A 13,298-nucleotide genomic window follows, 5' to 3' on the forward strand; every position below is an offset into this window, starting at 1 on the left:
ATTTTAGGTCAGTAATACTGACATACACGTGCGCTCTTGCCGGGGCGGCGTTGCGCGTGTCGCATGGCGGGGTCCGAGTTCGAGGAGGAAGCGATGGCCGAGGATACACCCGAACAGCGATTGGCGGCGCTGGGATTGACGCTGCCGCCGGTGCCGAAGCCGATCGGCAGCTACGTGCCCTGGCGGCGTGAGGGCGACATGCTGTGGACGAGCGGGCAGGGGCCGCGGCGGCCGGATGGCGTGCCGGTGCGCGGAAAGGTGCCGAGCGAGATGAGTGTCGAGGATGCGTATGGGTATGCGCGTCTTGTCGGCCTCGGGTTGCTGGCGGCCGCGGCGGAGGGCGCGGGCGGGCTGTCGAAGCTGCGCTGCGTGAAGGTGCTGGGGATGGTGAATGCGACGCCGGAGTTCACGGATCATCCGAAGGTCATCAACGGCTGTTCCGACTTGTTCGTGGCGGTGCTGGGGGAGAACGGGAAGCACGCGCGATCGGCCGTGGGGTTCGTGAGCCTGCCGAACCAGATCCCGGTGGAGATCGAGGCGATCTTCCGCGTTCTCGATTGATGGCGGGGTCCGGGGTGACACTGTCACCCCGGTGGGGGTCCGGGGGCGGCGCCCCCGCTACACCCGGTTGCGCGTGACCAGCCTGCCGGGCTTTTCGCCGGTGGCGCCCTTGCCTGCGACGTAAGTCGGAGTGCCGTTCGCCCAGACTTCCTCGATCCCGTGGCTGGTTTGCTTGGGGTCCTCGAAGGTCGCGCGGTCGATCACGGTATCCGCGTCGAACAGCACCAGGTCGGCATAGGCCCCTTCGCGGATCTCCCCGCGGTCGAGCATCCCGAACAGCGACGCCGTGCGCCCCGTCATCTTGTGGATCGCCGTCTCCACGCTGAACAGCCGCAGCTCGCGAGCATAAAGCCCGAGCACGCGCGGAAACGTCCCCCACAGCCGCGGATGCGGATGCGCGTCGTGCGGGATGCCGTCCGACCCGATCACCGACATCGGATGCGCCATGATCCGCCGCACGTCTTCCTCGTCCATCTGCCAGGTGACCTGGCCTGCCGGCAGCAGGCGTTCGGCTGCCATGCGGATATCGGTGTTCCAGCCGCGCGCGATGTCGCTCAGATACTTCCCCGCCATCTCGGGATGCGGGATCGACCAGGTGATCATCACCTTCACGTCGTCGCGCAGCCGATCGGGCATCAGCACGGTGGAGCCCGCCGGGTAGGGGTACATGTCGAAGAACATGTCCTGGGTCTGGTTGATTGCCTCGATCAGCGGCAGCGTCTGCGTCGATCGCCCATAGTTCTCCGGCATCGAGCATTTGTGATGGCTGACCCAGACCGGCACGCCGACGCGCTTGCCGATCTTCGCCGTTTCCTCGATCGAAGCCAGCACCCGGTCGGCCTCGTCGCGCATGTGCGTGACATAGATGCCGCCCATGGCGCGCAGCGGTTCGGCCACCGCGATCACTTCCTCGGTCGTCGCATGCATGTTGGGCGGGTAGTACAGGCCGGTGGAGAAGCCCGACGCGCCCTCGGCCAGCGAGTTCTTCACCCGCAGGCGCATGTGCTCGATCTCGGAATCCTTGGCCACGCGCATCACGTCGCCATCCATGGCCTCGACGCGCATGGTCTGGTGGCCGACCAGGGCGTAGGTGTTCACCTCGCTGCCGCGCTTCTTCAGCTCATGCGCGTAGTCGCCGAAGCTGTCGAAGCGCCACCAGCCTTCCTCGCCGATCAGGTCGAGCGGCGGCGGCGGCAGGCGCTTGAAGCGCGCGGGGGAGAGGCTCACGCCGCAATTGCCGACCACCACGGTGGTGACACCCTGGCTGATCTTGCAGGTCATGCAGTCGGGCCCGCACATCACCGCGCGGTCGTCATGCGTGTGGGCGTCGATGAAGCCTGGGGCGAGGGCGCGGCCATGCGCCATGATCTCGCGATCTGCGCTGGCACCGCCCAGGTCGCCCACCGCGACGATGCGGTCGCCGGTGACGCCCACGTCGCCCCGCCGGCGCGGCCCGCCCGTGCCGTCGAAGATGGTGGCATCGCGGATGATGAGGTCGCAGCGCAGCGCCATGGTCGGGGTCTTCCGGACAATCGTGACGCGCGAGCATGGCGCGGCGCCGCCGGGCGCGGAAGCCCCGGCGCAACGCGCTGGCTGCGGCTGCCCGGCTGCGCCTGACGCACCCCGGTTGAACGCGCGTGGATGGCGGCGGCGTCGCGGTGGTTCAGCCCATCGGCCGCTGCGCGATGCCGCCTGGCGCCGCAGTGGTTGCCCACGACGCGTTGCGACACCTTCGCCGGCGTGCCGCGCAGCGCCGGCGGACGTGCCGTCCGGCGCCGGGCATGTCAGGCGTCCTCCGGCACCTCGCAGACGAAATCCTCCGCCTTGCCCGCGGCGCTGCGCGGCAGGTCCGCAAGGTGCCGCACGCTCACCGCGAAGCCCTCGCCGAACTTCGCCCGCGCCCAGGCGGCCGTGGCAGCAACCTCGCCCTCGGTCAGCGGCGCCGGCGCGACCACCTCGACCCGCAGCGCCTCCAGCGCCGTCTGCACGATCCGGTACTGCCGCAGCCCCGGCACCGCGGCCACCAGCCCCGCCAGGTCGCCCGAGGACAGCAACGGCCAGCGCCGCCCGCCCCCCGGCAGGCGCAGCATGTTCTGCCGCCGCCCCAGGATGCGCGTGATCACCGGCAGCCCACGCCCGCAGGGGCAGGGTGGGCCGACTTCCGCGGCGTCGCCGATGTCGTAGCGGACCAGCGGCATCGCCAGGTTGTGCAGCGGCGTCACCAGCACGCGCCCGGTCTCGCCCGGGGCGCAGGGCGCGCCGTCGTCGCGCAGCACCTCGACCCGCACGCCCTCGGACTGGATGTGGTGGTGGCCCGGATGGTCGGGGCATTGCAGCGCGAGATAGCCGGCCTCGCGCGTGCTGTAGATGTCGACCACCGGTACGCCCCAGGCCGCCTGGATCGCCGTGCGGGCAGCCGGGCGCAGCGTCTCGGCGATGCAGATCACCTGGCGCAGCCGCGCCGGACGCGGCGCCTGCGCGGCCAGCGCCAGCAGGATGGTCGGATGCGAGAGCAGGTAGTCCGGGTCCTGCCGCGCCAGCCATTCCGCCTGGAGATCCGGCGGGGTGGTGACGTTCAGGCTGACGAGGCGGCCCGATTCGAAAAGCCCGGCGCTGGAGAAGCCCCAGCCCTGCTGCGAATCGCCCTCCGGATACGCCGCCTTGCCGTGCCCGCTCTCGCGGATCACGGCCATGCGGCCGGTCAGGTCGCGGCGATGCCACAGGTGGTCGCGCAGCGTGAAGGCGCTCCAGACAAGTTCCCAGACCTGGCTGCGCACCGCGCGCACCGGCCGGCCGGTCGAGCCCGAGGTGAAGACCTCGCGAAACTCGCCATGCCCCGGGGGCAGATGGTCGGCGAGCATCGCTTCGCTGGCATCCGCGGCCTGGATCTCGTCGCGCGTCAGAACCGGGATGGCCCGCCAGGCGGCCTCGAAGGCTTCGGCATCGTCAGGGTCGGGCAGCGCGGCTGGCAGGCGGGACGCGTAGAAGGGCACCTGCGCGCGCGCATGTGCCAGCAGCGCTGCCAATTGCCGCCGCTGTGCGCGCGCGATGCGCTCCGCCGGCCACCATTGCGTGCCCTGCAACTGGAACAGCAGCGCCAGCAGCGCCGCCCCCGGCCCGGCCGGCAGCGCGGGCCAGGCAATGCCCGGCATGGCGGAGACCACGTCGATCGGCGGCGTGTCGCTTCGCATGCGGCGTGATCTCCCGATATCGTGTCCCGCACATGACAGGACTGCCATGAAGCCGCCATGGCAGGATGAAACCCAGGACGCCATGCGTTGAATGCAGCGGAAGGGAGATACCCACAGTGATGCGACCCGTGGCGATCAGCGCCGTTCTGCTCGGCGTGGTGCATGTCACCTTCGGCGCGGCCGCCATGCCCGCCGCCGCAGCCGACCTTACCGAGGGCGCCGGCGTCACGCTGGTGCGCGCCGGTGCCAGCGGATTCCTGGATGTGCCGCAGACCCGCCAATCCGCGCTGCTGCCGGTGGGCGAGGGCGGGGAGGGCGGCCGCGGCCGCTGGCGACGCGGGGATCGTGGCTATGGCTATGGGTATGGCCCGCCGCCGCGCGCCTACTACTACGCGCCGCCGCCGCCGCGGTACTACCGCCCGCCGCCGCCGGTGTATTACGCGCCGCCGCCGCGCGCCTATTACTACGCGCCGCCGCCGCCCGTGTATTACGCGCCGAGCCCCGGGGTGAGCCTCAACTTCCGCTTCTGACACCGCGCTTGCATCGCGCGCGGTCGCCCGTGAAGCTTCGCCGATACGAAGCACGACGGGGAAACGCAATGACCAGCATCGACCGCCGCCACCTCCTGGGCGGCGCCGCCGCCGCGACCCTGACCGGCGCGCCGCGCGCCCGCGCGCAGGACCAGGTGATCCGCATCGGCGTGCTGGCGGATTTCTCGGGGCCCTACCGCTCCACTTCCGGCCCCACCAGCCTGGCTGCGGCACAGCAAGCCGTGGAGGATCTCGGCCTCGCGCAGCGCGGCATCAGGGTCGAGGTGCTGCAGGGCGACCACCAGAACCGCCCCGACGCCGCGCTGGCCCTGGCACGCCGCTGGATCGACCAGGACGGCGTCGACATGATGTGCGAGGTGAACAATTCCGCCATCGCCCTCGCCGTCGCCAACCTGGTGCGCGAGAAGGACAAGGTGCAGCTGGCGTCCGGTGCGGCGACCTCCGCGCTGACCGGCGCGCAATGCAGCACCCACACCATCCACTGGACCTACGACACCTGGATGTTCGCGAACGTCGTGGGTGGTGCGACCGTGCGTTCAGGCGGCGATTCCTGGTACTTCATCACCGCCGACTACGCCTTCGGCCACCAGCTCGAACGCGACACCGGCGGCTTCGTGCAGCGCGCCGGCGGGCGCGTGGCCGGTGCGGCGCGCTACCCCTTCCCGGGCACGACGGACTTCAGCAGCTACCTGCTGCAGGCGCAGGCCTCGCGCGCCAAGGTGGTGGGCCTGGCAATGGCGGCCGGCGACATGGTGAACTGCGTCAAGCAGGCGCATGAATTCGGCCTGACGCGCCGCGGCGCGCAGCTCGCGGGCATGATCATGTTCGTGCAGGATATCCGCGGCATCGGGCTCGAGGCCGCGCAGGGCATGGTGATGAGCGAGGTCTTCTACCACGACCTCAATGACCGCACGCGCGGCCTTGCGCAGCGCATCCTACGCCGCACGCCCGACAACATGCCCAACCAGGAACACGCCGGCACCTATTCCTGCTGCATCCACTACCTCAAGGCGGTGACGGAGGTCGGCGTCGCGCGCGCCAAGCAGTCGGGCATGGCGGTGATCGAGGCGATGAAGCGCATGCCCACCGACGACGACGCCTTCGGCCCCGGACGCATCCGCGAGGACAACCGCAAGATCCACCCCGCCTACCTGTTCGAGGTGAAGGCGCCGTCGGAAAGCCGCGGGCTGTGGGATTTCTACAAGCTGCGCGCCACCGTGCCGGCCGAAGACGCCTTCCGCCCCATCGCCGAGGGCGGCTGCCCGCTGGTCAGGACCTGACCCGGCGGGTCAGCCGTCCAGCAGCTTCAGCGCCGCCTCCGGCCCCGCCAGGATCTCGGTCAGCCGCGCGAGGTCCGCGACGTTCGACTGCGGATTGCCACGCAGCACGGCGAAGCTGTCGGTCACGCGGCGCAGCGCCGCGTCGTAGGCGCTGGCACCGCCCAGCGCGCGCCCCGCGGTCTCGAGCCGCCGCAGGCTGCGCGCCGTCGTCTCCATGGCGCGGATGCCGGCATCGTCCAGCCGCGCACCCGCCTTGGCCAGCGGTTCGATCAGGTGGTGCGTGGTCGATTCCGCGAAGGCATTGCGGCAGGCCTCGCCCACCGTCCGGCGCAGCGCGGCGACGCGGCCGCGTCGTTCGGGGCGGCGCCCGGCGGCCGACCCCTCCAGGTCTTCGATCGCCTCGGCGAATTCCTCGGCGAGCTGCGCGGCCCCCTGCGGGTCGCTGACCGACAGATCCGGCCGACATTCGTCGATCCATTGGTCGAGCACGCGGTCCGCCACCCCCGCCGGCCCGACGCGCGCCGCCGCCGCGGCCGAGACGACCGACCCGGGCCTGGCCGCCTTGGTCAGGATGGTCGCGAGGATCGCCTCGATCACCGACGCGTCCTCCTGCGCGGCCTGCAGCAGCGCGGCCTGCACCAGCGCATCCGGCGGCCCGTCGCGGGCATCGAGCAGCGCGTTCCACAGCGGGTCGGCATGGCGCCAGACCCCGGCCGCGAGCGCCGCGCAGTGCCGGAACTCGGCCTCGCCCAGCCCGGTCCCGGACCAGCTCGGCGCCGGCGCCAGGCTGGCATTCCCTGCCGCGCGCCACAATTGCCGCCCGGCCGCGTCCACCACGGCCAGGTCGGCGAAGCTGCGCCCGGCGAAGGCGGCTTCGATCGCCGTGGCCTCATGGCCCATCGCGATCCGCACCGCATCCCCCAGCGCCGGGAGCGCACTGCGCGGCAGCCCGCCATCGGCCCGCTTCCAGGCGCGCGAATCCATGATGACGCCATCGAGCGGCAGGAACAGCAGCCGCGTGAAGGCGATCGGTCGCGGCGGACGCAGCCGGCGCAGCCGCGGCCGCGCGGCATCGAGCAACCGGTCCGCCTCGCGCCGGTCGGCCATGCGGTCGAACACCGCGACCACGCGCGCCAGCGCATCATCCGAGGCCGAGGCCACCGCATGGGTCAGGCGACGATGCTCGGCGGACAGCGATACGGTCATGCGGCGCGCGACCTCAGGCGTTCGTTGCGCGCGACGATGTCGAGCATGCGCCCGCTGCGCCAATCCTCGTTCGCGCGGACCACGCGGCGCATGCGCGTCGGCCGGTCCCAGTCCTCCTCGATGCCGAGCCATTCCTCGACCTCGCGCGGCATGACGGGGGCGAGCAGCGCCATCTCCCACAGCGCGCCCTCGCGCAGGGTCGGGTCGGCATCGCGCCAGAGTTCCGTGATGACGTGCCAGCCATCGAGCAGCCAGTCGGGGCGCGAGGCGCGCCGGCCGAGATCGGTCGAATCCTCGCGCCAGCCGCGCAGCAGGCTCGGCGTGTCGGACAGCAGGCCATCAAGGTCCTTGAAGGCGGCATTGGCGCAGCCGAGCGTCAGGCGCGCCGCATCCACCACCAGCACCGCGGCATGCTGCTCGCCCGGGTCGGGGGATTGCGCGACGAACAATTCGATCTCGCCGATCATGGTCTGCAGCGCATGGACCAGGCCGCGCGCGCGCGAGACGCTCGTGTCGCCGGGGATGCCCACGCCGCAGAAGGCCGCCGCGATGGCTTCGAGCCAGGCGGCGATGATCTCGGCGCTCACGCCCAGGCGCGGGGCGAAGCGCGCCACCGCGCGGCGCGCCCGCTGCTCGATGTTCGCGGGCGTGTCGGCCTGCGGCGGCACCACCGCTTCCTCTCGCGATTCGGTGCGGCGGATCAGGTCGAGCAGCAGCAGGAAGTTCGCCCGCATGCGCGCCGCGCCGTCCTCGTTGACCGCGCGTGCCACGGCGGCGGCGGCCTCGCGCCCGGCCAGGCCCTCGGCGGCGACGGCGCGCGCCGTCTCGCGCACCGTGGGCGGGGAGACCACGGGCTGGTCCGACAGGCGCTGCCACAGCCGGCGGTCGTGCAGCGTGGGCGAGCAGATCTCGGGCAGGGCGGGCCAGGGCACGATGTAGTTGCCGCGACCGCCGGACGGGTTGGTGATCACCACCTCGAGCCCCGCGCGGCTTTCGTTGGGGCGGATGCGCGCGCCCAGCAGGAAGGGCGTGGTGAAGGGCACCGTCACCCCGCGGTCGAGGAAGGTCGCCGGCTGGTAGGCCGCGGTGCCGAAACGCTCGAGGACATCGGTGCGCACATCGCTCATGCCTGCGCAGTATCGCGTCAACGGGTAAAGGAGCCGTTGCGCGCCGCACGAGAGCCGCTGCCGCTCGCCTTGGCGCGCGTCAGCGCCGCGCGCCGGGTGTCTTGCCGAACCTTCCCACCCGACCAGGTGAGCCCACCTGATTGCGATCAGGCGCTACCGCCACACCCCCGGCCGCACCGACACCGCCACCAGCACCCCATAGGCCGAGAGCCCCAGCCCGATCGCCGCGAAGGCACCGGGCAGCCCGGTATCGGTGAATTCCGCCAGCGCCCAGCCGCCGCCCACCGCGAACACCAGGCGCGAGACCGAGGCGGCGAAGGGCCCGCGCATCCGCCCCGCCCCCTGGCAGGCGAAATACAGCGCCATGCCCAGGCCGAACGGCCCGAAGGACGGCCCGACCCAGCGCAGATAGACCACGATCGCCGCCTGCACCTCGGGATCGCCGGCGAACAGCCGCGCCAGCGGATGCGGGAAGATCGCCGCCAGCACGCCGATGCCCCCCGCCAGCCCGCCCGCGATCGCCGCCCCGCGCCAGGCGGTGGCGCGCGCCGAGGCCCAGTCCCCCGCCCCCACGCGCCGCCCGACCAATGAGGTCAGCGCCACGCCGATCCCGAAGCCGAGCGGGATGATCAGGAATTCGAGCCGCACGCCCACGCCATAGGCGGCGATGGCCGCGGTGCCGTGGCGCGCCACCAGCGCGGTCATCAGCACCACGGTCAGGTTCGCGATGGTGGCCATGACAGTTGCCACCACGCCGACCGCGAGGATGCGGCGGAACAGGTCGGCCCGCAGCGGCGCGCGCAGGTCTGGCACGAAGCCCGCGCCGCCGCGCAGGATCACCACGCCCATGCTCACCGCGGCCGCGGCGAAGGTGACCAGGTAGGCGATGGCCGCCCCCGCCATCCCCCAGCCGAAGCCCAGCATCAACAAGCCCGACAGCGGCGCCTCCAGCACCCAGCAGGCCGTCATGATGGTGGCCGGCAGGCGCATCCGCCCCGCCCCGCGCAACACCGATCCCAGGATATTCGCGAGCCACACCAGCACCGCGCCGGCGAACAGGATGCCCGCATAGGTAAGCGCGTGTTCCAGCGTGGCCCCGGTGCCGCCCACGGCGCGGAACAGTGCGGGGCCGAAGCCGAGTGCGAGCACGCTGGTCAGCACGCCCATCCCGAGCGCGATGACCACCGCGTGCTTGACCAGCGCCGCGGCTTCGTCGCGCCGCCCGGCGCCGATGGCGCGCGCCACGGCGGCCGCCACGCCGCCGCCCATGGCCCCGCCCGAGGTCATCTGCATGAGCATGAGCAGCGGCAGCACCAGCGCGTAGCCGGCCAGCGCCTCGGTTCCCAGGCGGCCGATCAGCGCGGCCTCGGTGGTCTGGGCGATGGCCTGGACGAAGGTGACCAGGATGGTGGGGGCCGACAGGCGCGCGATCTCGACGACCGGGGCGGGGGCGGGGGTCATGGGGCGCGCGTGATCATGACGGCCGCATCCGATCGACGCAGCGCCCGCGCCTTGGATGCCCTGGTGCAGGGCGTCATGGCGCAACCGCCAAGGGCCGACACGACCCCATCGGATCGCGGCCTTGCCGCGATCCGCGAGCGCGAAGCGCGACCGCGCCCAGACGGCCCGCCCTGCCCAGCGCAACAGTGCACGGCGCGCAAGCCAAGCGCACGGATGTGCGCGCCGGCGCTTGCGCAGAGTGCCATGGTGCACCAGCCAAGGTCCCACACCACCTCATCGGATCGCGGCCTTGCCGCGATCCGCAAGCGCGAAACGAGACCGCGCCCAGACGGCCCGCCCTGCCCGGTGCGACAGTGCAGGGCGCGCAAGCCAAGCGCACGGATGTGCGCGCCGGCGCTTGAGGCAGACCAACCTGCGCGCCGGCGCCTGCAGCGAAACAACGTCTCTTCACGCCACGCGGTGAAGCAGCGCTTCGCCCGCCGCCAGGCGCCGCACATTCTCCGCCGCGATGGCGAAGGACCGGTCGAAGGTCCCGGTGGTCATCCAGGCGACGTGCGGCGTGACCACCACGTTGGGCAGGCTGAACAGCGGATCGGCCGGGTCGACCGGTTCCTGCGCGAACACGTCGAGCCCGGCGGCGCCGAGATGCCCCGACCGAAGTGCGGCCACCAGCGCGGCCTGGTCGACCAGCCCGCCGCGCGCGGTGTTCACCAGCACCGCGCCGCGCTTCATGCGCGCGATCGCGCCGGCATCGATCAGCCCGCGCGTCTGCGGCGTTTCGGGAATGTGCAGGGAGACCACATCGCTTTCCGCCAGCAACCCGGCGAGCGTCCGGTAGCTGCCCTCGGCCTCCGGCTTCGGCGCGGTGGACGTATAGAGCAGCCGGCAGCCGAGCGCGGCGAGGACGGGCGCCAGCAGCGCGGGTATGGCGCCGTAGCCGACCAGCCCCACGGTGCGCCCGCCCAGTTCGAACAGGCTGTCCTGCAGGGCAGGCGGCTGCGCCCAGCCCTTGCCGGCGCGCGTGGCGGCATCGAAATGCGTCACGCGGCGCAGCGCGCCCAGCATCAGCAGAAGAGCCAGTTCCGCCACCGCGCGGGCATTGGTGCCAGGCAGGTTGCACACCGCGATGCCGCGCGCGCGCGCCGCCTCCAGGTCGATGGTGTTCACGCCGACGCCGATCTTCTGGATCAGACGCAGCCGCGGCGCGGCGGCGATGTCCGTGGCGGTCAGCGGCCGCAGCACATGCCAGATCGCGTCGGCCTGCGGCAGCGCGGCGGTGAAGGCGGCCTCATCGGTGTCGGAGACGACGGACAGGTCGATGCCCGGCAGCGTGGCCAGGCGCTGCGCCAATCCCGGCCCGGCGCGGTAATGCAGCAGCACCTTCACGGCGTTTCGCCTTGATCCGGCGGCAGGAGCGAGGCTATAGGAATTATATCCACAGCACCGCTGCGCCGACCGCCGTCGCGGCCGCTTGCGCGCGGGGCACTTCGCGCCTGACCTGCGGGATGGCGGGGCGCGTAAAGTCCTAAAGTCGTAAAGCGCGTAAAATGCGGCGTCCGACTCCTCACCGCCGCGACCGCCCGAGCACGGCGCCCCCGGCAAAGCGCGCCCGTGGGCCGAGCGCTTCCTCGATCCGCAGCGCCTCGTTCCACTTGGCCATGCGTTCCGACCGCGCGAAGGACCCCACCTTCAACTGCCCCACGCCCCAACCCAGGGCGAGATGCACGATGGTGACATCCTCCGTCTCGCCCGATCGCGCCGAGACGATGCCGGCGTAGCCGACCTCCTTCGCCGCCTCCCAGGCCGCTTTCGTCTCGGTCAGCGTGCCGCGCTGGTTGGGCTTGATGAGCACGGTGTTCGCTGCGCCGGTCTTCGCGGCCTCGCGCACGCGCGCCGCGTCGGTCACCAGGAAATCGTCGCCCACCACCTGGATGCGGTCGCCCACTTCGCGCGTAAAGGCGGCAAAGCCGGCGGCGTCGTCCTCCGCCAGCGGATCCTCGATCGAGGCGATGGGATAGGCGTCGATCCAGCCGAGCAGCATGCGGATCATGCCGTCGGTATCCAGTTCGCGCCCCTCCAGCCCGAGCCGGTAGCGCCCGCCGCGGCCGAAATCGGTGGCGGCGATGTCGAGGGCGATCGCCACCTGCCGGCCGGGCGTGAAGCCGGCGCGCTCGATGGCGGCGACCAGCGTCTCCAACGCCTGTTCGTTGGCCGTGAAGGCGGGCCACCAGCCGCCTTCATCCGCCACGCCCTGCAGCAGGCCGCGATCCTTCATGATGCCGCCGGCGGCGCGATAGACCTCGGCGGTCCAGTCCAGTGCCTGCGCGAAGGATGTCGCTTCCGGGCAGATCACCAGGAAGTCCTGGATGTCGACGCGCCGCCCGGCATGCGCGCCGCCACCCAGGATCTGGATCTGCGGCAGCGGCAACAGGCTCGCGTCGTCGCTGCCCAGGTACTTCCACAGCAGCATGCCATGCGCGTGCGCCGCCGCATGCGCCGCCGCCATCGACACCGCCAGCGTCGCATTGGCGCCAAGCCGCGACTTGTTCGCCGTGCCATCGAGCGCGATCAGCGCGGCATCCAGCGCGCCCTGGTCGGCGGCATCCATGCCGATGACGCGCGGCGCGATCTCGTCGTTCACGGAGGCCACGGCACCGGTCACGTCGTACCCGCCGAAGGCGGTGCCGCCATCACGGCGGTCGAGTGCCTCGCCGCTGCCGGTGCTGGCGCCGGCGGGCGCGATGGCCAGGCCGCGCGCCCCGCCGGCGAGCCGCACCTCGGCCTCCACCGTGGGCCGGCCGCGGCTGTCCCACACGCGGCGGCCGCGCACGGAAGCGATGGTCGTGGAACTCATGCGCCGATCTCGTCCCCCCAGGCGGCGCGCACGGTCCGGAGGCGGTCCGGCGGCGCCAGCAGCAGCGCGCGAGCCACGCGCCGCACGCGGTCCTTGTCCGCGTCGTCCGTCAGGTACTCGACCGGGCTCTTGCCGTCCACGCGGGCTAGCAGCAGCCCGGGCAGCAGGCTGGCGGCGCGGAATTCGAGCGTCGCCGGCGCTTCCCATTGCACGCCCGCGAGGTAGGCGGTCGCCAGCGCCTCGAAGCAGGTCAGGTAGGCGCCGGCGGCGCGCGGCGTCCAGAGGCATTTCAGGAGTAGGTGGTTCAGGCAGAAGGCGAGGTCGAAGGCCGGGTCCCCCCACCAGGCGCATTCCGCGTCGATGAACACCGGCCCGCGCGGGCCGACCAGGATGTTCTTGGGGCTGACATCGCCATGCACCAGCGTGAACTTCGTCGCCGCCGTACGCGCCACCAGCGCGGTGAGCGGCGCCGCGAGGTCCGGATGCGCCCGCGCGGTCGCGACCAGGTAGGGTTCGAGCCGGATGGCGTGGAACAACTGGTCGGTCGGGAAATCCGCCGACAGGGTCGGGTTGCGCGCCGCATGGGAATGGATGCGCGCGATGCGCCGGCCGACCTCGGCGGCGAAGCCGGCATCGGCGTGCCCGTCGCGCAGCCGCGCCTTCCACACCGGATGTTCGGCCGGCGGCAGCCATTCCATCGCGAGCGTGCCGGTCGCCTCGTGCTGGCCGAGCAGGCGGGGCACCGAACACGGCGCGGCCTCGGCGGCGCGGGCCAGCCAGCGTGCCTCGTAGCGGTTGCGGATCACCGGCGCCCGCCAATCCGCCGCGACCTTCAGCTTCGCCAGCGCGCGCTTGATGCAGATCTCGCGGCCATCGGGCAGCACCACGCGCCAGATGTCGGAGGACACGCCGCCGCTCAGGGGTTCCCCTTCCGCCATGGCATCGGGGGCGAGCAGGCCCATGGCGCGCAGCCCCTCGATCATCTCGGGCGGCATCGCCTGCAGCACTGCGGGCATCAGGCCTTCCTGCATGACGGTCGGGGTCTGGGGCTGCTCAGCGGCGCGAAA

General features: G+C 72.1%; 11 protein-coding genes. 3 read left to right on the top strand and 8 right to left on the bottom strand.

The annotated features are described in order from the left end of the window. Positions 1-63 precede the first annotated feature (63 nt). Positions 64-561: a RidA family protein gene (locus MWM08_RS09995; protein ID WP_244459289.1), complete on the top strand. Its 498-nt coding sequence runs from the start codon at positions 64-66 to the stop codon at positions 559-561. 57 nt (positions 562-618) lie between these two features. On the opposite strand, the gene MWM08_RS10000 is transcribed toward MWM08_RS09995, so the two are convergent. Then, the gene (locus tag MWM08_RS10000; RefSeq protein ID WP_244459290.1) at positions 619-2,073 is read right to left on the bottom strand and encodes an N-acyl-D-amino-acid deacylase family protein; all 1,455 of its coding nucleotides are present in this window, start codon (positions 2,071-2,073) and stop codon (positions 619-621) included. A 272-nt stretch (positions 2,074-2,345) separates the two neighbouring features. After that, entirely contained in the window at positions 2,346-3,752 is a 1,407-nt protein-coding gene (locus tag MWM08_RS10005) for a phenylacetate--CoA ligase family protein (RefSeq protein WP_244459291.1), read from the bottom strand. A gap of 116 nt (positions 3,753-3,868) precedes the next feature. Between MWM08_RS10005 and MWM08_RS10010 the strand changes: the two genes are divergently transcribed. Both MWM08_RS10010 and MWM08_RS10015 read left to right on the top strand, forming a co-directional pair. After that, positions 3,869-4,282 (top strand): hypothetical protein, encoded by a 414-nt coding sequence (locus MWM08_RS10010; protein WP_244459292.1) that lies wholly within the window; start codon positions 3,869-3,871, stop codon positions 4,280-4,282. Positions 4,283-4,350: 68 nt separating this feature from the next. Continuing rightward, positions 4,351-5,583 carry an ABC transporter substrate-binding protein gene (locus MWM08_RS10015; RefSeq protein ID WP_244459293.1) on the top strand — a complete coding sequence of 411 codons (1,233 nt, stop codon included), beginning with the start codon at positions 4,351-4,353 and terminating at the stop codon, positions 5,581-5,583. A gap of 9 nt (positions 5,584-5,592) precedes the next feature. Here MWM08_RS10015 and MWM08_RS10020 read toward each other — a convergent pair whose 3' ends face one another. From MWM08_RS10020 to MWM08_RS10045, 6 genes are all read right to left on the bottom strand, one after another. Further along, positions 5,593-6,789 (bottom strand): hypothetical protein, encoded by a 1,197-nt coding sequence (locus tag MWM08_RS10020; RefSeq protein ID WP_244459294.1) that lies wholly within the window; start codon positions 6,787-6,789, stop codon positions 5,593-5,595. Next, entirely contained in the window at positions 6,786-7,916 is a 1,131-nt protein-coding gene (locus MWM08_RS10025) for a hypothetical protein (protein WP_244459295.1), read from the bottom strand. Before MWM08_RS10025 ends, MWM08_RS10020 begins: the two co-directional genes overlap by 4 nt. A gap of 153 nt (positions 7,917-8,069) precedes the next feature. Beyond that, positions 8,070-9,377, bottom strand: coding sequence for an MATE family efflux transporter (locus MWM08_RS10030; RefSeq protein ID WP_244459296.1), 1,308 nt, complete (start codon positions 9,375-9,377; stop codon positions 8,070-8,072). Between the two features lie 447 nt (positions 9,378-9,824). Further along, complete coding sequence (locus tag MWM08_RS10035) at positions 9,825-10,763, bottom strand: NAD(P)-dependent oxidoreductase (RefSeq protein ID WP_244459297.1); 939 nt, start codon at positions 10,761-10,763, stop codon at positions 9,825-9,827. 178 nt (positions 10,764-10,941) lie between these two features. Further along, positions 10,942-12,231 carry a phosphopyruvate hydratase gene (gene eno, locus MWM08_RS10040; RefSeq protein WP_244459298.1) on the bottom strand — a complete coding sequence of 430 codons (1,290 nt, stop codon included), beginning with the start codon at positions 12,229-12,231 and terminating at the stop codon, positions 10,942-10,944. Continuing rightward, a complete protein-coding gene (locus MWM08_RS10045; RefSeq protein ID WP_244459299.1) occupies positions 12,228-13,247 on the bottom strand; it encodes a phosphotransferase family protein in 1,020 nt (339 codons plus the stop codon). Before MWM08_RS10045 ends, eno begins: the two co-directional genes overlap by 4 nt. Between the last annotated feature and the right edge of the window lie 51 nt (positions 13,248-13,298).

Origin of the sequence: Roseomonas fluvialis (genome assembly GCF_022846615.1) — a bacterium.
Taxonomy (GTDB): Bacteria; Pseudomonadota; Alphaproteobacteria; order Acetobacterales; family Acetobacteraceae; genus Neoroseomonas; species Neoroseomonas fluvialis.